Below are 20,987 nucleotides of genomic sequence, written 5' to 3'. Positions count from 1 at the left end.
CCATCGGCAAAAAACCAAATTTCCTGTTTATTAATAATTAACAACTGAAAGATGACAAATAACTCGATTGAAAACATTGCCGGTGGTAATAATTCTGAAAGCGAGCGCACTGAAAATCCGATTGGTTGGGGGCGCTACCTCAGATTCAGTAAAGATCACAAAGTTATCGGCATTCAATACCTAATCACTGCCTTTATCTTCTTCCTGATCGCGGGTTTATTCTCGATGATTATTCGCGCCGAACTGATCCAACCGCAATTAAATCTAGTCGATCGCCCCCTCTACAATGGCTTGTTCACGATGCACGGCACGATGATGATCTTCCTGTGGGTGTTCCCGTGTCTGGTGGGTCTAGCTAACTATCTAATACCGCTGATGATTGGGGCGCGGGACATGGCGTTTCCTCTCCTCAATGCCATCTCCTTCTGGATAGTTCCCCCGGCGGGTTTGTTACTGCTGTCGAGCTTTTTCCTGCCCAGCGGTACCGCCCAGGCTGGCTGGTGGTCTTACCCGCCGGTTAGTATCCAGAACCCGTCGGGTCATTTAATCAACGGTCAACTGATCTGGCTTTTGAGTATCGCGCTGCTGGGCATCTCGTCGATTATGGGGGGAGTTAACTTCGTGACGACGATACTCAGGATGCGGGCACCGGGCATGACGTGGTTTCGGATGCCCATCTTCGTCTGGACGGTTTTGAGTGCTCAGTTGCTGCAACTGTTTTGCCTGCCTGCCCTCACTGCGGCTGCGGTGCTGCTGTTTTTCGATTTGGCGCTGGGGACAACCTTTTTCGATCCCTTTAACGATGGCAGTCCGATTCTTTATCAGCACTTATTCTGGTTTTACTCACACCCAGCAGTTTACGTGATGGCGCTGCCTGCCTTTGGCATCTTCTCGGAGATACTGCCGGCTTTTTCCCGCAACCCTTTGTTTGGCTATAAATCAGTCGCGATCGCATCCTTTGCCATTTCTCTAGTCAGCATATTCGTCTGGGTACACCACCTGTTTGCCAGCGGCACCCCTGGCTGGATGCGGATGTTGTTCATGTTCTCCACGATGTTGGTGGCCGTACCGACTGGTGTCAAGGTATTCGCTTGGACTGCTACTGTCTGGGGCGGAAAGCTGCACCTACAAACGCCGATGTTGTTTGCCTTGGGAGGTGTGGTGATGTTTCTTTTCGGTGGCATCACTGGTGTCATGCTGGGGGCAGTGCCGTTTGACCTGCACGTAAATAACACATATTTCGTAGTCGGCCACTTCCACTACATTGTCTTCAACACTGTAACAATTGCGATTTTTGGAGCAATTTACTACTGGTTTCCCAAGATGACGGGGCGGATGTATGCCGAGGGTTGGGGTAAAATCCACTTCTGGCTGACTTTTATCGGGGCTAATCTCACTTTCTTTCCGATGCACCCGTTGGGCTTGCAGGGGATGGTGCGCCGAGTTGCCTCCTATGACCGGCAATACCAAGGGTTGAACGTTATTGCCAGTTTGGGGGGATTTCTGCTGGGGGTGGCGACGCTGCCTTTTATCGTCAATATGGTGGTTTCCGCGTTGCAGGGCCCGAAAGCCACTAATAATCCTTGGCACGCTACGGGGTTGGAGTGGACGGTTTCTTCGCCGCCGCCTGTTGAGAATTTTGCCCAGATTCCGGTTGTGACTTTGCCGCCTTACCACTACGTCGATTCTCCAGATCCGATCGCCCAGGCTTCTGCTCAAGAATAGCTGCAATTTCCATCCTGAAAGAGTTACTTATGGCAAATCCTACGCATTCAGGGCGATCGCCCCACTCCTCGCCCAAAGGAAGCAAGCAAAATTCTCAAGAACACGGAAACGCGATGTTTGGCTTTACCGCGTTCTTGCTTTCGGAGAGCATGGTCTTCCTCAGTTTTTTCGCGGCTTATATCATCTTGCGGCAGACAACTCCCAACTGGCTGCCTCCTGGTGTCCCGAAATTAGAGGTGCTTAAACCTGCGATTAGCACGGCGGTACTGGTTTCCAGCAGTTTTGTCCTTTACTTTGCCGAACGCGCCCTCGATCGCCGGAAACTAGCGAAATTTCGCTTGCTTTGGCTGCTGGCATCCTTGATGGGAACTTACTTTTTAGTTAATCAGGCGATCGAGTGGAACCACCTATCTTTTGGGCTGACGACGGGGTTATTTGGCGCGACATTTTATCTGCTGACGGGGTTTCACGGTTTGCACGTTTTTGTCGGGATTATCTTGCAGCTAATTATGCTTGTGCGTTCTTTCATTCCGGGCAATTACAATGCCGGTCACTTCGGCGTGAGTGCAGCTTCTTTGTTTTGGCACTTTGTTGATGTGATTTGGATTGTTTTGTTCTCGCTGGTTTATCTGTGGTAGTTCTATTTCTTTGCCCAAACTCTACCCTTGCGGTTTTGAGAGTGCTTGTAATTCTTCCCAATTGTAATGTTTGGGCAATTCAACTGGCTTAGCATTAGCGCCTAAACCTAACCCGCTCGCAGGCTGAATTTCGGCGATCGCCTCTGAAGCAACATCAGCCACCGCATTGCCGGCAATACCACCCGCGATCGCTCCTGCAATGCTACCAATGGCAGCACCAACCTTTCCCCCAACAGAATTACCAATGGCCGCACCGGCAACACCGCCGCCGACTGCGCCCAATCCTGTGGCGATCGGATGATTATCGGCATTCTTTTGAGGATCGTTGAGATGTTTGTCGTCAGATTCAGATTGCTGTTTGTCATTCATCGTCGTAACCTCCTTAAAACTTGGAACTTTAGATTTTGGAAATCATGGGTCAGGTTTGCACCAACAGCGAGACTAAGATGTGCTGTAGCGAGCTAACACCCACAGAGTAAAGCGCTCCAATCCCACCAACAGGGCAGTAATGCCGACGGCTAAACCAAACAAAACTAAGTTGTTTTCGTTACTCGCCTTCAAAGCAAAACTTAGGGAAGTAGAGACGGCAGGGGGATGGACGACATCCAGCAGGATCATCAGGACGATTGTCACCACCATAGCTATGCCACCGGAGAGATATCCAGAACCAAAAATCATGTACGCAATCCAGCCAATTGTTGCTGCCATTATTTGAGCAAGGCTCAGCGTTCGCATAGTGTTCGTACCGTGCTGCGGATCTAGGTAAATTAGAAACGCACTAGAAGCCAGGGAGGCAAATAAAAGGCGTTGGCGACTTAGCACTTCGACCAAAGCGAATACGCCCAACACAATTGCAGTGGGTGCTACGGCCAATGCGAGCTCACCCTTGAGAGTTAATCTGCGCCTTATGGATCGATTTGCACCTTCTATTGGTTTTAAGCTGGAACGATTTCGGCTCATGCTTCCTTTGCGATGGCGCTCTTCTCATTGAAACGGCGCTGCTCTCCCTGCCTGATCTCACGCTCTAAGAAGTAGTTCAACAGCGTTCGCAGCAGAACGATCGCCCCTAAATTCAAAATATCCTGGCGGGTTGGTGCAACTGCGGTACGCAGGATATCACTCGCTACGGTAAATTCCAGCCCCAATGCCAGCACTCGTCCCAGTTTCAGACGAATACCTTCAGTTGCATCTACATGGTATCTCGAACGCAATAACAACTGATGCAGATACTCCCAAATTCCCCGAATGATACCCAGGCCAATGACAATTGCAGCCGCAATTTCTGCTCCTGCTGCCAAATAGCCCACGATTAGCTTGAGCCAGGACTCCAAAGGAATAGCTGCACTTTCTACTGGCGCCCCTGCTCCAACATTGAGGCTCAACAGAAGTACCAGCCCAAAAATCAGGCCCAGAGGCAATAACAGGTTGATGAGTGATTCGATGAAAAGCTCTTGTTTCATAGACTGTTAGTTATCTCACCACGAACAACGAATCTGCCCCTTGCTACTTCAGCTTTTGCGCTAGGCGATCGCCAACGCGCAGCGCATTTGCCATAATTGTCAGCGTCGGGTTAACGCCTGAATTGGAGGGGAAAAAACTGCCATCCACAACGTAGAGATTATCAACATCATGGGTACGGCAATTCAGGTCAAGGACTGAGGTTTTGGAGTCTGTGCCAAACCGACAAGTACCGCATTGATGACCAACGGATTGTACCGGCATCTGGGCACGGGGATACAGGCTAAAGGGAATGACGTGCTTGGCACAACAACGGTTGAGGGATTTGAGTACAGATGTCCACCGGTGAATTAGGCGATCGCCTGCTTCCGTATTGTTCGGCGTATAATCTAGGCTAATCTTGTCGCCCGCCACCCGAACGCGATTATTTGGATCTGGCAAATCTTCTGTCTGCAACCACCAACCAACAGAGCGCTCAGCAATCAAATGCCGCTCATATTCAGGAATCAATTTTACCAGCGGAGCCATAAGCCCAGGAGCTTCAGCCGGCAGCATATCAGCTAACACATTGCCAGTATTTTGTACCATGCCCATTGGGTAAGGAAAATCCGGCTCTCCCCAATAATAATCATTTACAGCAATTGTTTTTTGAAAGCTAGCTTGATTCACTTCTAGGTGCATGGAAACTAGAGCGGTTGCCAGATGTTTCATCAAATTCCGCCCCACCATATCGGAACTATTTGCTAATCCATTGGGGTGATTCTCGTTTGCCGATTGCAATAACAACACAGCCGAATTAATTGCACCGCAGGAAACCACCACAATATCGCCTGTAAACTGCTGCCGCTCCCCTAAAATTTCTGTTTCTACCCCCGTCACCTCTCGCCCTGATTTGCTGGTATGCAGTCGCAGGACTTTTGCATTAGTTATTAGGGTAAAATTGGCATACCTTTCGCGGGTAGGACGAATTGCATTCACATCCGCATCGGCTTTCGCGCCTACTAAACAAGGATAGCCGTCAAATGTATCGCAGCGAATGCAAGGGCTTTTTGTGCGATCGCCTTCATTCAGCTTTAATCCTAATGGCAAATTAAACGGATTGTAGCCAAGTTCTCGAATCTCATTTGCGAGTACCTGCATATCAGGTTCGTGGCTGACAGCCGGATAAGGATAAGGTTGGCTGCACGGCGGTTCAGTTGGATCGGTTCCTCGCTCTCCATGAACGTCATAGAGTGCTTCTGCTTGCGTGTAATATGGCTCAAAATCGGCGTATTTGAGCGGCCATTCTGGAGAAATTCCTCCCTTATGAATTACGCGATCGAAATCTCGTTCTCGAAGCCGCAAAAGAGCCGCACCATAAACTTTTGTATTGCCGCCAACCCAATAGCCTGTCTGGGGTCTAAACTCCTTGCCTTCCCTGTCGTACCAGCGCTCGTCCGTGTGATAGCGCTCTTTTTGATAAACTTCTAGCGCACTCCAATTAGCTTTTTCCCTGGGCAAAAAGTCGCCTCGTTCTAGCACTAAAATCTTTTTACCAGTCGGTGCGAGACGGTGAGCGAGCGTACCTCCACCCGCACCTGTGCCAATAATGATGATATCGTAGTGATTCGCGGGATTTACCATTGCCAAGTTTTTGCCAAATTGTGCTGGTTTGAGAATAATTTTACCTTAGCTCACTGGTTAAATACTATCCAGAGATTCAGGAATCAAAACAGTATCAATGATGTGAATTACACCGTTATCTGCTTCCACATCTGGAGTGACTACCTTAGCATCGTTTACCTTAACTCCATCAGAGGTATTAATCTTGAGCGTTGAACCTTCGGAGGTGGTGACAGAATCAGTTTTGCCAATTTCTGCTGCTGTGATTTTTTGGTCGGGAATGACATGATAGGTTAAAACTTTGATTAGATCCGGGATATTTTCTAGCAAAGCTTCTACAGTGCCCGATGGCAGTTTAGAAAACGCTTCATCAGTTGGAGCAAAAACGGTAAACGGCCCTTCTGCTTTTAAACCCTCTGCTAAGCCAGCAACATTGAGAGCCGTTACTAAAGTAGCGAAAGTACCGGCATTGATTGCAGTATCTACAACGTCAGGCATTGTCAATCTCCTTAATATTTACAGGGGTTTTACAGTTAAACTTGAAATTACCAACGCGATTTTAGTGGCGATCTAGCAAGACTTGCCCTGCATCAATTCGGATGCGAAATAAGCTGTAAGGTTTCTCGCGCAAGTCTTGCCCATTATGATAGCTGGGGTTCCTATTCCACTGGTCTACAGTAAAGTAGAGATAGCCGTCTTGGGCAACAAAAAGGCAATTCGGCCACAGCATTCGCGCATCGTGTGCGACTGTTTCCAACGTACCATCCGGTAGGCGGCGCAAAATCGAATTGTTTTCGTAGTTCGTCACGTAAAGGCGATTTTTAGCATCGGAAACCATGCCACCGGAAGCGCCTTTTTCACCGTGATCTATGACTGTGGCCGCCACCTCTTCATCAGGTAGATTTTGATTAACTAATGCTTCAATGCTGGCGCTGTAAAGGTGCCGGCTTGCCAGGGGACAATAGAACAGTCTTTGACCGTCACCGCTGAGGGCAATGCCATCGCTACCGGTGTGAATGTGTTTGGGCGGTTGGCCTGGGTGGCGCACCATCATCGGTTGGCCTTCGACTACTGGCAAAAAGCCTGGAATTGGTTTAGTTGAAGGATGGTCATTGAGTTTGCGCCAACTTTTTCCAGAGGCTAAATCTACGACAACAATGCCGTTAGGCCCTTCTTCCGATGAGTCGGTAATAAAGGCAATTCCTTCTTCTCCCCAGCGCAGATCGACGCGCACATCATTGAGGGTAGAATTGGCAGAGGCGATGGATTCGGGAAAGAGAATTTTTTTGACAATGCGATCGCTTTCCAGGTCAATTGCCACCAGTTTCGGGCCGCCGGGAGGAACTGAATTTTGTTTAATTTTTGCGTGGTCTAACAGCCAAAGGCGATCGCGTGCGTCGATGGTCATGCCTTGTACGCAAAGCAACCGTTCTGAGGGCGAAGCTGAATCTAACTTGTGGATTTCTGCATTGGGATAGGGAACGGGATTGCCGTTTTTTTCTGGCGGCTGTTTGAGTTCCGCAACGGTGAATTCTACATCGTCAACCAGACGGGGGTAGCTGATGAAAATTCGCCCTTGCTTGGATACGGCAACACCGATGGGCATGGGACCATCGAATAGCGTTATTAGCTCTAGATTGCCAGCGGATTTGTCAGCAGGCAATGAAGGCATAGCGGCCAAAGGTTCGGTTGCGACCAAGTTCGCCATTGCACTAATCCTATTAAGATTATGAATGATTTAAAAAAGCAGAAATTTAGATGTTAATTATATCTAAAAAAGGTCTAGCCTGCTATTTAATTAACAAAGCACAACAACTTTTTTGGATATTTCGCTGCGGTTAAGTTAACATTATTGAGAAGATTTTAATATCTATCTAATGGCTTAAGTGAGATTTATATCTAAAGACTGATTTGTATTTGAATAATCGTTATTTCAGGATATAAATGACCTTGAAAATGGTAGAAAATACTAATGCTTGAAGGCATCAATATTTATGACGATCGCATGAAATCGCTCCTGCGTCCTGGTGCTTCACTCCAGAAGGTTGCCAGCGGTGCAGTCTGGAGCGAAGGCCCGGTTTATTTCCATGAAGATGATAGCGTGGTGTGGAGTGACGCTCACGGCAACCGCCTGCTGCGCTGGAGTCCCAGTGAGGGAGTGAGCGTTTTGCGCGATCCGTCCGACTATCAAAGTGGCAATTACCGCGATCGCGAAGGTCGCCTTGTCTCGTGTTCGTCGGGTTTGCGCGCGATCGTCCGCCGCGAACACAGCGGCGAATGGCAGGTGTTAGTCGATCGCTACCAAGGCAAGCGCCTCAACAGCCCGAATGACCTGGTAGTGAAGAGTGACGGCACGATCTGGTTTACTGACCCCCCCTACGGCCTCACGCAGCCAAACCAGGGATACGGCGGCGAACAGGAACAGCCTGGATGTTTTGTGTACCGCTTCGATCCGGCGACGGGTGCGATCGATGCAGTGGTGACGGATATGTTGCGCCCCAACGGCCTCGCCTTCAATCCAGACGAAAGCATCCTGTATGTGTCGGATAGTTCAGCTTTCAATATGCCCGAAGGATATCACCACATCCGCGCCTATGATGTTGTAGGCGATGGCGATGCGGACAATGGCCGCGTGTTCGCAGTCATAGATCCTGGTGAACCCGACGGGTTGCGAACGGACGAACACGGCAATATTTTTACGAGTTCCAAAGATAGCGTGCAAGTGTACGCGCCCGACGGTACTCGCTTGGGGAAAATTCCGCTACCGGAGACGTGCGCTAACCTGACTTTTGGGGGAGCCCAGCGCGATCGCCTTTTGATTGCGGCTGGCACCTCTTTGTATGCGATCGATCTCAACACTCGCGGGGTGCAGTAAGTAGAAGAGAAAAGGCTGTATAGCCGACTATTTACGAATCTGTACTTGACGTTTCATCATGTCCAGTTTGGAATATCTCAATAGATTGGAAATGACAAAATGATTTATAAATTTGCTCTTGGCTTGGCGATCGCGCTTCTGTTCGCTCAAGTTTCACCTCATCTGCCAGAACTAAGTTTCAAACTGCTTAGTTCACTCAATCCCGTCTTTCCGGCCGACCTTCCCGGCTGGGCACTTTTATTGTTGAGAGTGGGTGTCGGCGGCTTATTCCTGCTGCACGGCTACCCAAAAATAACACATCTTCGGGAGTGGTCTGATGCTCTGAAAATGCCGCTGTTTCTGTGCTTTCTCTCAGCAGCTTCCATGTTAGCTGGCGGAGTTTGCCTGATTCTGGGATTTCTCACACTCTTAGCAAGTCTGCCGATTCTCGGTTCAATGCTATTCGCTATCTATTTAGATATATCCAAACGGTTGCCTTTTGTTGCTAGCGATCCGTATTTAATTCCTCAAGGGCAGTATGAAGGGCCAAATGGCAAGGGCGAACCGCCAAGCTGGGAAAAAGCGTTTATGTACTGCTTGATGCTGATTGCGATCGCCATTTTAGGGCCTGGTGCATATTCGCTGGATGCTTTAATTTTTAGAGGCTAAATTATTGGTTGGCAGTCTGTTAGCTAGACTATTAGCATTTCGCGATCGCTCTTTACCTATTGTGCGATCGCAGTTTTGGCCTAAAGCGAGGCTGACTCTGCTAAATAAATAGTAACCCGAGCAAATAAAGATGAACAAATATATAAAAGACTGAATCAAGTTCTTGCCCGGATAGAAAGAAGCTTAAAATACGCCTCCAAATAAGTATTATCGTCAAAACCATCAATCATTAATTAAATAACTAGAAATTGATGAAACAGCCTTAATTAAAAGCCAAGGTAATTACTGTGCTGTATTAATAGATGTAATTAACTCAATGACCCTTATCGAAGAATGAATAAAACTTCAATTTAAATAAAATAATAAAAATAGCCCGATTAAAAAATATGTATCTCGCTCTCAAGATAATGCCTGACTTAAAAGAAAACTTTAGAGAAACTATTGAGCGGTAAATAAATTGGCGAGAGGGATTATGTAAACCTGGAGAATTACACTTGAGAGCAAAAAAATATTTTTCTGACAGCCGGCACACTATTATCCGTTGGCTAGATGAGATTATTGCTTACTTTGATAATATGAGTATAAGTCGTGGTGTTGAGGGTATAAAAAACAAGCTCCAGTTCATAAAACGTTCTGGTTATGGTTTGAAAAATCTTAAAAAATACTCTCGTTAGATGTTTGCTTACTGGCACTTTAATGGTGAGTTTTGCCGATCAACTAATCAATAGCCTAGTTAATCAATAAGTTGTGATAAAATATAGCATCTTGCCTTCACAGGACCAAATCTGTAATTAATGGCAAATGATCCGAACCGACATTGCGACCAGTACGAATCTTCAAAACACCAATTTCTTTGCTGACTAGAAAGTGATCGATCGGAATATAAGCTAGTGGCATAAAAGTCGGCCAAGTCGGTAAAATGCCAAACCCCGATCGCGCATTTCGCAAATTTCCGGTTTTTACCATATTTTTGTAGAACGGCGACCACATTGTGGTATTGAAATCGCCAACCACAATCAGCGGATTTTTGACTTGGGCTGCATACTCGCCGATGCCTGCTAGCTGTTTATTGCGATCGATAAAACTCTCTTGTTTGACTGGCACAGTCGGATGAGCAAGAATCAGAGAAATGATTTTACCTTGAAATTTAACATCCGCCGACAAGCTCTTTCTTCGATTTGAAAAGGCTTTAACAGAGGAATTTTCTAAAGGCAGCTTGCTGTATATTGCACTGCCAAATCTCTCAGATTCTTGCTGGGTAGAAAAGTAAGGAAAAATCTCGCTTAAAACCGATAATTCTTTTGCCCAAGTTGAGTTAACTTCTACAAAAACCGCGATATCAGGTTGTTCTGCTTTAACCAGCGAGATCACCTCAGAATATCGCCGATTACTCCTTAAAACATTTGAATGCAAAATCCGCAAGTTGTGTCCGGGAGTTACTGCGGCAACTGCTGGCGCTGGAAAATACCAAGGCACAATTTCCGCCAAATTAATGATAATGCAAAATGCGCTCACCAGCAGCCATAGTTTTTTTGAGCGCACGAGAGCGAAAAATATAAAAGTAGAGAAACCAACCACTAGGTATTGTAGTTTAAAATGAGAACTCAATTCAAAAAAAATGTTGAATTGTCCTAAATAACCGACTATTGACAATACGACATTTACAGTTGCTGCGATAATAAACCATTTTAAAATTATGTGTTTTAAACTAAGGTTTTTGTTTGGTATGCTGTGCATCACCGCCCATTTAAGCTTGATTTTAAGGTCGTTAGTAATCGGCAATTTATCAATTTCTCTTACCAGTTGTTCTTCCTGTTCCAACTCTCGCCGCTTTTGATAAAATCTCACCAGCAAGCTATCTATCACAAAATAACTAAACGAATTGGCAACAAATCCTACAAATACCAACACACCTAAGCCGATCAGCATACCAAAGGAACCGCCGACTTTGACCAAACCCGACCAAACGGCGGCGTCACCTGTTTTTCCTGTAGCTAATATGGCGATAAATAGCATTAAAGTAGGCAATCCTACCGTGATTGTGTTTCTGATGAGAGAGTCCATTGTTTATTTTCTCTGCTAACCTTTTTTAGATTGGCTGGTTGCTCTAAATTTCATAAATTTCTAACGGTAAGTTGTCGGGATCTCGGAAAAATGTAAACCGTTTTTCTGTAATCTCGTCAAGGCGAATTTCTTCTACTTCTACTCGTTGAGATTTTAAGTATGTAACTGATTCTTCGATGTCATCAACTGCAAAAGCTAAATGTCTCAAACCGCAAGCTTCAGGATTGTTAATTCTTTCGGGAGGATGGGGAAATGAGAAAAGCTCAAGGGTGTCGCCGTTTCCGACTCGCAAATCTAGTTTGTAAGAATTTCTCTGGGTTCGGAAAGTTTCTTTGATAATGGAACATCCCAATACTTCTACATAAAATTTTTTGGAGGCTTCGTAATCAGAGCAAATAATCGCCACATGATGTATTGCTTTTATTTTCATTTTAAAAAACTTAGTTAGTTGCGTTTTTCTGAGATGTTGCACCATTCTCAATAAGCTTTTTATGAACAGGATTGCCGGCCTGTTCCACAAAAAGTGAATTTTCTCGCTTCACAGGCTGGAAATCCTGTTCTTGAGAATCGTCGAAGATGTGAGGTTTGTTCAAATGCACAGCACGCTATTAACAATTATATTTGACGATCGCAGACTCGGCGAAAAACCCTGCGAAATTCAGCGCGATCGGTCTTTATTTTCCCCCGCACAAATCTTAATTGAAAAAATTATGTAAAAAAAGTACCCTACTTTGATAAAATGAGAGTTTTGCAGTCAATCACTCAATTTGCATCTCAGGAAACAAGCACTATGGCCCGTATGTATTACGACACCGACGCGAACCTAGACCTCTTAGCCAACAAAACGATTGCTATCATCGGCTACGGTTCCCAAGGACACGCCCACGCCCTCAACCTCAAAGACAGCGGCATGAATGTCGTTGTCGGTTTGTATCCCGGTAGCAAATCTGCCGCCAAAGCAACCGACGCGGGTCTAACAGTTCACCCGGTAGACAAAGCAGCCGCCGCCGCTGACTTCATCATGATTTTATTGCCCGATGAAGTTCAAAAAACTATTTACAAAGAACAAATCGAACCGAACCTTTCTGAAGGAAATGTTTTAGCATTTGCTCACGGTTTTAACATTCACTTCGGCCAAGTTGTTCCCCCTGCCAATGTAGACGTAGTAATGGTTGCCCCCAAAGGCCCCGGACACTTGGTGCGGCGCACTTACGAACAAGGGGAAGGTGTTCCCAGTTTGTTTGCAGTATATCAAGATGCTTCCGGTCAAGCGCGCGATCGGGCAATGGCCTATGCTAAAGGTATCGGCGGCACCAGAGCCGGCATTCTGGAAACCACTTTCCGCGAAGAAACAGAAACGGATCTTTTTGGCGAACAAGTAGTTTTGTGCGGCGGTTTGAGCGCCTTAATTAAAGCTGGATTTGAAACTTTAGTTGATGCCGGATACCAACCGGAATTAGCTTATTTTGAATGTTTGCACGAAGTTAAACTTATCGTTGACTTAGTAGTAGAAGGAGGCCTCGCCAAAATGCGCGACAGCATCTCCAATACCGCAGAATACGGCGATTTAACTCGCGGCCCCCGCATCGTTACGGATCAAACCCGCGCCGAAATGCGGAAAATTCTCAGCGAAATTCAATCCGGCCAATTTGCCCGCGAATTCGTGCTCGAAAACCAAGCCGGCAAACCAGGCTTTACCTCCATGCGCCGTCAGGAAGCAGAACATCCTATTGAAGAAGTTGGTAAAGATTTGCGAGCTATGTTTAGCTGGTTGAAAAAGCACGCCTAATCAATTTTAGATTTTAGATTTTAGATTTTAGATGGGAAGACCAATCTAAAACAGTCCTGGAGGCATAACCTCTATCTGTAGGGTGTGCAATGCACACCTTACTGCTTTGATGAAAATCTAAAATTTCAAGTTTAATCGATTTGAGATTGGAGGAAAAATCTAAAATCTACAATCTCAAATCGTATTGTTTGGTTGTGCTTCGCTTCACCCAACCTACAAGAAAATGGCTAAGTATTGTTATAGAAACTGGCTTTTTCGCTGGTAGGTCAAAACTATCGACTGGGACTAGGAGTTTTTTGCAATTTTTCAATATCCTCTTGCCTTTTCTCGTTGAAATCTCTCGGCCTCAACCAATCTGGCCACAACCCGACGAAAAACTTCCGACTTGCCACGCTAGTATCTCTTACAGGTTTGGGGAGAAAAGTTAAGGTGTCGCCGTAAAGGGTAAACAGGGCTGCAAACAGCAGCAACAGCGGGATAAGATTTTTTTTAAGCATGGCAGTTTGGGGGTAGAGTTTGTGAAAGCGCTTTGTTATATTTTGCCCTTGCACGGACAAAATATATCAGAGACAGCTTAAGAAGAAAAATACACCCTTCGGGGCTACGCGGCCGCGCAGAGAACAGAAAAGACTGCTGCTCACAATATGATGTCCTCTCGAACGACCACTACAAACACTTTTATTATAGGTGTTGGACCGGACATCAAATTATTAGCTAATGACTAATAGCGGTAAGGTGCGCCCTCCGCACCCTACCTAATTATTTTCGAGGTCGAGAACTGTAGAAGATACTAGGTTTTTGGGCGTTTACCTACTTAATTATTAATGACTACTTATTTCCTTGAATAAAAGTTTGCACTACTGCATTAATTTCAGGGGAAATTTCTGTTACCAGCCGCACCGGGATTTCATTGGTAGAGGCAAATTGGGCGTATTCGGGCGTTAGAAAAACTGCATATTTGTCAGCTTCAGGAGTTAGTTGAGCGGCGGTGGCTAAAGTTACAGCTTTTATATAATTGCGTATGCTAGCAGCTTGGTCGCCGACAAATTCATCCCCGGTAATGACTGTGCTAGGTCTCCGAACTTGGTTTAAAGTTGTACTGGTATCTTTGACGCTTAAGTGGGTTCCTCCTACAAAACCGACTAGCCATTTGGGAGATGGAATCTTTGGGAAGCCGGCAATTTGTTCGGCTAAGGCGGGAGTGGTTTTGTCCGCAGAAGATGCTACTATTAATGTAGGAATTTCAATTGAACTCAAACCCGTTTCTCCAAATAGTAATGATGTGATAGGATTCATGGCGATCGCCCTTTTAATCCTCCCATCCCGCAATTGATACCGTTCTTCGGGCAATCCGGCCGCCGCGCACTGAATGCCTTCGCCTAAGCTGAACCCAATCAAATCTCCCTGACACCGCTGTTTGAGTCCACTCAATTGCAGTTCGGCGCCGGCCACGGACAAGGCTGTAGCGCCCCCGAAAGAATAGCCAATTATTACCGATGGATCGATCGCCATTTTCCCCTGCAAGTTATCATCAGTTTGGTTCAATTTTGTCAGTTCGTCGAGTACAAAACTGATGTCTTTGGGACGGTCTAAAAACTCTTGAGGAGCTAGCAAGGGACACTTCCCCGCCATCGCAGCATTGGTATTCGTCTCGTTGCTGCCTGGATGTTCTAAAGCTGCTACTACATAGCCGTGAGACGCCAAATGCTCCGCTAAGTAGCGCAAATCCGTGCGGACGGAACCCAACCCGTGAGAAAAGACGATCGTCGGTTTGTCGGCTGTTGCAGCTTTCGACCAATACACATCCACCGGAATAGGTCGATTGCGGGCGCTATCGTTCAAATCTAGCGCCCGTACCTGCACCGAATTAGGGCCGGGTTGGGTTGGATCGAAAGGCAGGTTAAACAGGGGTTTAACCGGTGCTAACTGAGGTGCGATCGCCGCCATAAAGCGCTGAGTTTGCCAAAAACTTGCGTTCATATTTCCCAAAACTGCGAAAGCTCGATCGAGATCTACCACGACCCGCGAGCTTGGATAAGATTCAATAAAACTCAATACCGATAAGCCTTCTGGCGCGTTGGCTCCCTGCAGCAGAGCCGCTCGCAACGCTTCCACACCCCCACCGTCGCCGCTGGGTATCACTGTAGTCAAATCCGTCAGGATGGCAGTGCCGATGCCCGTATTTAGCAAGTTGCTCAGGCCGACTACATTTAAGGGAATTTTCGCTTGCAGCGCCCGAAAAATTTTACTCCGCTGTTCGGAGGACAGGAGATTGGCATAAGCTTGCAGTTTTGCCGGGACATTTCCTGTTTCTGCGAGTTCGCGCAAATCTGCAACCGATATTGAAGATTCTAAAATACCTTTGCGGACAACAACAGTTTCTGCAGCTTTTACAGGAGATGTCACGTCGCTGAAAGGATTAATCGAAATCGAACCCAAAACACTCGCCACCGAAGAAAACCATCTGAAATTTGGTCTGATGCTCATTTTTACCTTATTGAACTAGAGGGGGTAGATCACCATATTCTCAAAATTCTCCCAGATACCGAGAAATTGTCCTAGATGCCGAGAAATTGTCTTCATCGGGGTGCGATCGGCAAAGCACCTACGCATATTTACTTGCCGATCGCACATTCGGTACCTAAGTACACTTCTTGTGCGGGTGCTAACGATGATGAGTTGAAGGATTTTTTTACCGACCGCCCAAAAAATACAAACTTCACGAGTGAAAAGAGCGATCTGCTCGCCAGATTAATTTTCCGGAAACTGCACGGCGCGTGTCCTGACTGGGGGTAATATTAATTCTGATGATACCGGATTTGATATTTTTTAAGGCACTAAGCCAAATTGCGGTAAGGGCAAGATTCAAAATAGGGTCTATCGATTAGCTATCAAAGTTTTGCCTAAAAACTATGTACGGCTATCTAGTATATTTCAGAGTCGCGCAGCGGAAGTTTTGCTAGCAATTCCGTTGAATTAGGATTAAATATAGGACTTAAGCTAATCCGCATTTAAATTGCATAGTAAAATAATTTTTTCCTCTTGTGGGGTGGGCATCCTGCCCGCCCTCAACATACAAATTAAATGTACAACAGCTTACACAATTGTCACAAATAGGGGGTTAAATTTTAGGTATGTAGTTGCGATTGTGCGCTCTTAGCTTAAGAAAGATCGCACAAGCATAACTACATACCTTTGTTTAATTTGCCACTTGGCTTTAGTCCTCCAACATTAACCCCAGATGAATGCAGATTCATAACATCATCGGCGGTTAAAATCTTCCTCAAGATACAGGAAAATAAACAACAAGCATCGAAATATTCTGGTGAGTCCGGGCGATCGCTTCCGGTTCTTTGAGAGTTCCCGGTTTTTCCCACAAATTCTGTTGCTGAGAAATTGTTGTTAAAATCAGCAAATCGTGTTCTAACAAATTCTGCGAAACTAGCTTGATAAAATTTCCCCGCACCAGATTTACTGGTATCTCAGAAAGAATTTCCACCTCCGCCGCACTTTTCTGGCTTTTCTCCCGTTGTGTCGCCACCAACAACACTTGCAAACTCGCCTTAAGTTCCTCTGCCAAACTCTTAGCAATATTCACGGTTTCCTGAAACCCAAACCGAGTCAACTCGCTGTCAGTTACCGCCAAAATAACTCTGGCTGTATTCTGGAGAGGATCGGGAAATCGAGCAATCAGTACGGGTACGGGCGATCGCCTGACCACATTATCAATGATGCTGCCAAAAAAATTGTCGCGAGTCGTAGAAAATCCCTTCCAACCGCAAACAATTAAACTAGCCTCGCGTTCGGTTGCACTCCGAAGGATTCCGCGATCGATCGCATCATCTATCCTCGCGATCGGTTCAACCGCACAAGCAGCGGCATGAGCCACAGTTTCCGCAGCCTTCAAAAGTTGAGTTTGCTGCATTTTCTCTGCGGGCAAAATTGCTTCCCCGCGATCGGACAAAATATGCAGCGGTAGCAAAGTTCCCTGAGATTTTTTGGCTAAAATCAAAGCCAAACGCAGCAAATTATCTTCCGTATTCGGATTAGCAACAGGCACTAAAACTCGCTCTCCCCATGAAAGCTTTCCCAAACTAGGAGTCGGCAAACTCGACCCCGGCTGCTGCATTTGTTGACCCCACCGAGATACAATCCAAGGAGAAGCGACACAAGTTACTAAAATCATGGCAATGATGCCGTTCACCGTTACGCGATCGACCAATTTAATCTCAAAAGCAACCGTAATCGCCGCCAAAGTAGAAGCAGCTTGAGCAACAGAAAGACCGAACATTACCATAATGCTGGGAAACTCAAAACGAAATAATTTCCCCGGTAGCCAAGCTGCCAAAAACTTGCTCACCACCTCAGCTACAATCATCACCGCAGCCACCAACAAAGACTGCGGCTGCTTCACCAAAATTAGCGGGTCAATTAACATCCCCACAGAAATCAGAAAAAACGGCACAAACAGCGTATTGCCAATAAACTCAATCCGATTCATCAAGGGACTCATTTTGGGAATAATTTGAGTAATGGCAATTCCCGATAAAAACGCACCAATAATTGCTTCAATTTCAATTATTTCTGCTGCGTAAGAAACTAGAAATAGGGTAGCCAATACAAATATAAATTCGGCATTTTCGTCGTGACCGAATTTCTTAAAGAACCAGCGACCGATTTTGGGAACTCCCCACAAAGTACCAAAAGTGTAGATAGCAAGAGATGGAATTAGAAACAGCCAAAATTCGAGAGTGAGATTTCCTTTGAAAGCTTTGACAACAATTGCCAGCACCAACAGGCCCAACACATTCGTAATTAAAGTCCCGCCCAAAGTCGTAGTAATAGTCTGAGTTCGCATCAATCCCAATTTGGTGAGAATTGGCAGCGCTAAAAGTGTGTGCGTAGCGAAACAAGAAGCGACTAAAATTGCAGCCAGCCAGCTATATCCCAACAGCAGCATCGCTGCTGTCCCCAATATCATCGGTAGCGAAAAAGTAGCCAGCCCAAATATGACAGCTTTGTCCGCATTTAGTTTGAGGTCGTCGAGGCTAGTTTCCAGTCCCGCTAGGAACATCAAAAACAGCAATCCTACAGTACCTAACAAAACAATAGTAGCGTCCCGTTGCAGCAAATTGAGACCGTTGGGCCCGACGATTACGCCAGCAATAATTAAACCGACTATTCCCGGCAGTCGCAAGCGCTCAAATACCAGCGGCGCGATTAGCATGATTGCTAAAAGAACTAGAAAAACGGGAACGGGAGCGGTAATCGGCCCGGAAGTTAACATAAATTTCACCCTAAATATTGGCAGCGAACTGCTATTATATTTAAAATCAAATAATCAAAATATCTATCAATCTAAAGAGGTATTATCAATAAATTACAGCCTAATTGGTAATAAGTAATACTGGGCGGTAGCAACTAGGTTTATAGGGAAAACATGGGTTTGATGACTATAAATTAGGTGCATCACGAACTCCGATAAAAAACTATCTTTTTCAGTCCTGGAGTCACAAAAACCCGGTTAAAATTCAAAATAACAGGTTGTGAGCGATCGACGTTAACGCCGAAACCTGGTTTGTGATCCTATTTGCGTCCACCACTATTTAGGTATCAAATGCAGGGAGACACAGACATATATCCCAAGATGGAGCTTGGCAAACTCGGTCTAATTCAGAAACCCGGTTTCTTAAAAAAAACCGGGTTTTTCACCACAACAGACAAATTAAATGGGTTAGTCTTGGACGAGAAACAACTCGGTTTCTACGCAACGTACTTAACCTTACCCTTACGGTAGCTAAGTATGTATTTCTTGTCAAGATTTTTCCATCTAATTTTCAATGATATGCTAAGCGATCGACACAATACTAGCTCGCTCGTAAGGCAATCTGTTAGTCGGCAAAACATCCAGATTAATTTGCAACGAATCCAAAGCCGGATTTTCGGCTAGCAGCTTTTGCGTCAAACTCTTATTAAGAATTTCCCAGAAATCCGTTTCATTGGGATAATTAGTCAAGAAACTGTCGATGCTTTTGTAAATCGGCACAAAGTCTGGATACTCATCCTGCGTAATTCCTGGTTTGTACTGATATTTGACATCAATATTGAGGTTATTCAAACCCTGGTGAGCGATCGAGTAATTAGCAATCTTGAAATCCCAGGCTTCGCCTAATTTACCATCTTGAGTGCGAGTAACGGTACTGCTGCGCTCGTAAGGCAATCGGTTCGTCGGTAAAACATCCAAATTAACCGTCACCGACGAAACTGCCGGATTATCAGCAAGCACTTTTTCGGTCACATTTTTGTTAACAATTTCCCAAAAATCTGTTTCGTTCGGGTAGTTAACTAAAAGATTGTCAATGCTCTTGTAAATAGGCACAAAATCAGGATACTGATAATTTTGAATCCCGTCTTGGTACTTATAATTTACATCAATATTCAGGTTGTTTAACCCTTGATGATTAATTGGGTAATTTGCCAATGTAAAATTCCATTTCTGGGTCAGTTGAGCATCGGATGGAAAGAAAGCAATTCCTATTGGACGCTGTAGCTTGCTGTCGGGAGGGACAAAAATAGAACTGTTACTGGACCCAGGATTTCCCGATATGGGCAGCGGTTCGTCAGTCTTGCCATTATACCGCAAAACGGCGCCGGCACCGTTAGCATTAGCGCGGTTGTCAAAGCCAACTGCAAACAAATTGCCGATCGGCGAAAAGGCCAAACTACCTACATAATTGCTACTGGGCGAAGTATCAGTATAATTGGTAGATAAAACCTTGACCAATTCCCCACTTTTTAAATTGTAGCGCCTGATATCGTTAGCAAAATCGCTGACATAAAGATCGCCGTCAGCGGGCCCGATTGCCATTCCCAAAAGACTTGCAAATCCCTGACCCCGAGGCGAAGGATCGGGCGAAGCAAAGATACTTGACTGCCGGGTTTGGGGGTTGTAACGCAGCACCTGACTGGGGAAACTTGCGCTAAAATCAGCTTGACCGTTGCTCGCAACACTCCCCTCCGTTGTCACATACAAATTGCCGTCAGGCGCAAACAGTAAACCGTTCGGGCCATTCAATCCTCCTGCTTGCTGATTTCCCGAAGCAAATACATCAATAAATTGTCCTGTTTTGCCGTTATATCGAAGAATTTGGTCACTCAAAAAACTGCTGACATAAAAATTACCGTCAGGGCCAAAAGCTAAACCGTAAGGGCGAAACAATCCGCCAGTTTCATCGGCCGCCGTGTTCGGATTATCGCCGACAAACTTGTCAATAAAGGCGCCAGTAATTCCGTCATACCGCAATACCGCAGAGGCTGTCGGTTCTCCCGAATTTCCGGGCTTGTCGCCGCTAGTAACGTAAATGTCCGACTTATCATCGCCATTGCCATCGGGTCCAAAAACGATCGTATCTGGATTGAACAAACCGCCGTTTCCCGGTGGAATAAATTCCCCTAGAAAATTGCCGGTATTGCCGTCAAACCGAAGTACATTATTTCCCCGGCTATTGCCAACTAGGAAAGTTCCTTGAGGATTGCTGGGTTGAGTGCGAGTAACTTTGCTGGTGCGGTTGTAGGGCAAGGTTTGGCTTGGCAGAACGTTGAAATCTATCTTAATTGCTGCCAAGGCAGGATTTTCGTTGAGGATATTTTGAGTCAAGTTTTTATTGACAACTTCCCAAAAATCAGTTTCGTTCGGATATGTGGTTAAAAAGTTATCAAGGCTCTTGTAGATTGGCACAAAATCGGGATATTCATTGGGAGCGATTTCCGGCTTGTACTGGTAATCTATATCGAGATTGAGCTTGTTCAATCCTTGGTGATTGATTGCGTAGTCTTTGACTGAAAAATTCCAATCTTCTGTGATTTTGCCCGCTTGACTCCGGAAAACTGTACTGGCGCGCTCGTAGGGCAATCTCTCCGTTGGCAAAACTTCCAGTTGAATCGTAACATCTGTCAGTACCGGATTTTCAGTAAGCACCTTTTCCGTCAAATTTTTGTTAACAATTTCCCAAAAATCTGTTTCGTTCGGGTAGTTAACTAGGAAATTATCAATACTTTGGTAAATGGGAACAAAATCTGGATATTCGTTCGGGGTAATTCCCGGTTTTAACCAGGGTAAGCTCATCTAATTTGGTATAAATTGTACTTGACAATGACTCAAATGAGTGTTCTTAAGTCAAGTCGCTAT

Annotated in this window: 19 protein-coding genes; 7 read left to right on the top strand and 12 right to left on the bottom strand. The window is 45.6% G+C overall.

Annotation, left to right across the window (positions count from 1 at the left end):
• The first annotated feature begins 51 nt into the window (after positions 1-51).
• Positions 52-1,725 (top strand): cytochrome c oxidase subunit I, encoded by a 1,674-nt coding sequence (ctaD, locus tag QUA45_RS10000; RefSeq protein WP_333220540.1) that lies wholly within the window; start codon positions 52-54, stop codon positions 1,723-1,725.
• 29 nt (positions 1,726-1,754) lie between these two features.
• Complete coding sequence (locus QUA45_RS09995) at positions 1,755-2,363, top strand: heme-copper oxidase subunit III (RefSeq protein ID WP_333220538.1); 609 nt, start codon at positions 1,755-1,757, stop codon at positions 2,361-2,363.
• A gap of 21 nt (positions 2,364-2,384) precedes the next feature.
• On the opposite strand, the gene QUA45_RS09990 is transcribed toward QUA45_RS09995, so the two are convergent.
• From QUA45_RS09990 to QUA45_RS09965, 6 genes are all read right to left on the bottom strand, one after another.
• Entirely contained in the window at positions 2,385-2,732 is a 348-nt protein-coding gene (locus QUA45_RS09990; RefSeq protein ID WP_333220536.1) for a colicin V family bacteriocin, read from the bottom strand.
• Between the two features lie 72 nt (positions 2,733-2,804).
• On the bottom strand, positions 2,805-3,236 hold the full coding sequence (locus QUA45_RS09985; protein ID WP_333096708.1) for an HPP family protein: 432 nt from the start codon (positions 3,234-3,236) through the stop codon (positions 2,805-2,807).
• A gap of 83 nt (positions 3,237-3,319) precedes the next feature.
• Positions 3,320-3,823 carry a DUF1622 domain-containing protein gene (locus QUA45_RS09980; protein WP_333220534.1) on the bottom strand — a complete coding sequence of 168 codons (504 nt, stop codon included), beginning with the start codon at positions 3,821-3,823 and terminating at the stop codon, positions 3,320-3,322.
• 43 nt (positions 3,824-3,866) lie between these two features.
• The gene (locus QUA45_RS09975; RefSeq protein WP_333220532.1) at positions 3,867-5,444 is read right to left on the bottom strand and encodes a GMC family oxidoreductase; all 1,578 of its coding nucleotides are present in this window, start codon (positions 5,442-5,444) and stop codon (positions 3,867-3,869) included.
• A 57-nt stretch (positions 5,445-5,501) separates the two neighbouring features.
• Positions 5,502-5,921 (bottom strand): fasciclin domain-containing protein, encoded by a 420-nt coding sequence (locus tag QUA45_RS09970; RefSeq protein WP_333220530.1) that lies wholly within the window; start codon positions 5,919-5,921, stop codon positions 5,502-5,504.
• Positions 5,922-5,982: 61 nt separating this feature from the next.
• Positions 5,983-7,131 (bottom strand): L-dopachrome tautomerase-related protein, encoded by a 1,149-nt coding sequence (locus QUA45_RS09965; RefSeq protein WP_333220528.1) that lies wholly within the window; start codon positions 7,129-7,131, stop codon positions 5,983-5,985.
• 264 nt (positions 7,132-7,395) lie between these two features.
• On the opposite strand from QUA45_RS09965, the gene QUA45_RS09960 reads away from it, so the two are divergent.
• The 3 genes from QUA45_RS09960 to QUA45_RS29155 all read left to right on the top strand — a co-directional run bounded on the left by QUA45_RS09960 (position 7,396) and on the right by QUA45_RS29155 (position 9,620).
• Positions 7,396-8,298: an SMP-30/gluconolactonase/LRE family protein gene (locus QUA45_RS09960; RefSeq protein ID WP_333220526.1), complete on the top strand. Its 903-nt coding sequence runs from the start codon at positions 7,396-7,398 to the stop codon at positions 8,296-8,298.
• Positions 8,299-8,397: 99 nt separating this feature from the next.
• Positions 8,398-8,946 carry a DoxX family protein gene (locus QUA45_RS09955; RefSeq protein WP_333220525.1) on the top strand — a complete coding sequence of 183 codons (549 nt, stop codon included), beginning with the start codon at positions 8,398-8,400 and terminating at the stop codon, positions 8,944-8,946.
• A 494-nt stretch (positions 8,947-9,440) separates the two neighbouring features.
• Positions 9,441-9,620, top strand: coding sequence for a transposase (locus QUA45_RS29155; RefSeq protein WP_445305299.1), 180 nt, complete (start codon positions 9,441-9,443; stop codon positions 9,618-9,620).
• Between the two features lie 97 nt (positions 9,621-9,717).
• On the opposite strand, the gene QUA45_RS09950 is transcribed toward QUA45_RS29155, so the two are convergent.
• Complete coding sequence (locus QUA45_RS09950; RefSeq protein ID WP_333096723.1) at positions 9,718-11,010, bottom strand: endonuclease/exonuclease/phosphatase family protein; 1,293 nt, start codon at positions 11,008-11,010, stop codon at positions 9,718-9,720.
• 43 nt (positions 11,011-11,053) lie between these two features.
• Positions 11,054-11,440 carry an SMU1112c/YaeR family gloxylase I-like metalloprotein gene (gloA2, locus tag QUA45_RS09945; protein ID WP_333096725.1) on the bottom strand — a complete coding sequence of 129 codons (387 nt, stop codon included), beginning with the start codon at positions 11,438-11,440 and terminating at the stop codon, positions 11,054-11,056.
• Positions 11,441-11,570: 130 nt separating this feature from the next.
• Between gloA2 and QUA45_RS09940 the strand changes: the two genes are divergently transcribed.
• The gene (locus tag QUA45_RS09940; protein ID WP_333220523.1) at positions 11,571-11,726 is read left to right on the top strand and encodes a hypothetical protein; all 156 of its coding nucleotides are present in this window, start codon (positions 11,571-11,573) and stop codon (positions 11,724-11,726) included.
• Positions 11,727-11,749: 23 nt separating this feature from the next.
• Positions 11,750-12,799 carry a ketol-acid reductoisomerase gene (gene ilvC, locus QUA45_RS09935; protein ID WP_333040067.1) on the top strand — a complete coding sequence of 350 codons (1,050 nt, stop codon included), beginning with the start codon at positions 11,750-11,752 and terminating at the stop codon, positions 12,797-12,799.
• A 272-nt stretch (positions 12,800-13,071) separates the two neighbouring features.
• Here ilvC and QUA45_RS09930 read toward each other — a convergent pair whose 3' ends face one another.
• The 4 genes from QUA45_RS09930 to QUA45_RS09915 form a co-directional block, all read right to left on the bottom strand.
• Complete coding sequence (locus QUA45_RS09930; RefSeq protein ID WP_333096729.1) at positions 13,072-13,296, bottom strand: hypothetical protein; 225 nt, start codon at positions 13,294-13,296, stop codon at positions 13,072-13,074.
• A 331-nt stretch (positions 13,297-13,627) separates the two neighbouring features.
• Entirely contained in the window at positions 13,628-15,286 is a 1,659-nt protein-coding gene (locus QUA45_RS09925; RefSeq protein ID WP_333220521.1) for an alpha/beta hydrolase, read from the bottom strand.
• Between the two features lie 796 nt (positions 15,287-16,082).
• The gene (locus QUA45_RS09920; protein ID WP_333220519.1) at positions 16,083-18,086 is read right to left on the bottom strand and encodes a cation:proton antiporter domain-containing protein; all 2,004 of its coding nucleotides are present in this window, start codon (positions 18,084-18,086) and stop codon (positions 16,083-16,085) included.
• Positions 18,087-18,647: 561 nt separating this feature from the next.
• Positions 18,648-20,924: an NHL repeat-containing protein gene (locus tag QUA45_RS09915; protein WP_333220517.1), complete on the bottom strand. Its 2,277-nt coding sequence runs from the start codon at positions 20,922-20,924 to the stop codon at positions 18,648-18,650.
• Positions 20,925-20,987: the final 63 nt, after the last annotated feature.

It is taken from the genome of Microcoleus sp. Pol12A5 (assembly GCF_036701435.1).
In the GTDB taxonomy this organism is placed as follows: domain Bacteria; phylum Cyanobacteriota; class Cyanobacteriia; order Cyanobacteriales; family Microcoleaceae; genus Microcoleus.
This window is presented reverse-complemented; position numbering and strand designations above follow the sequence as displayed.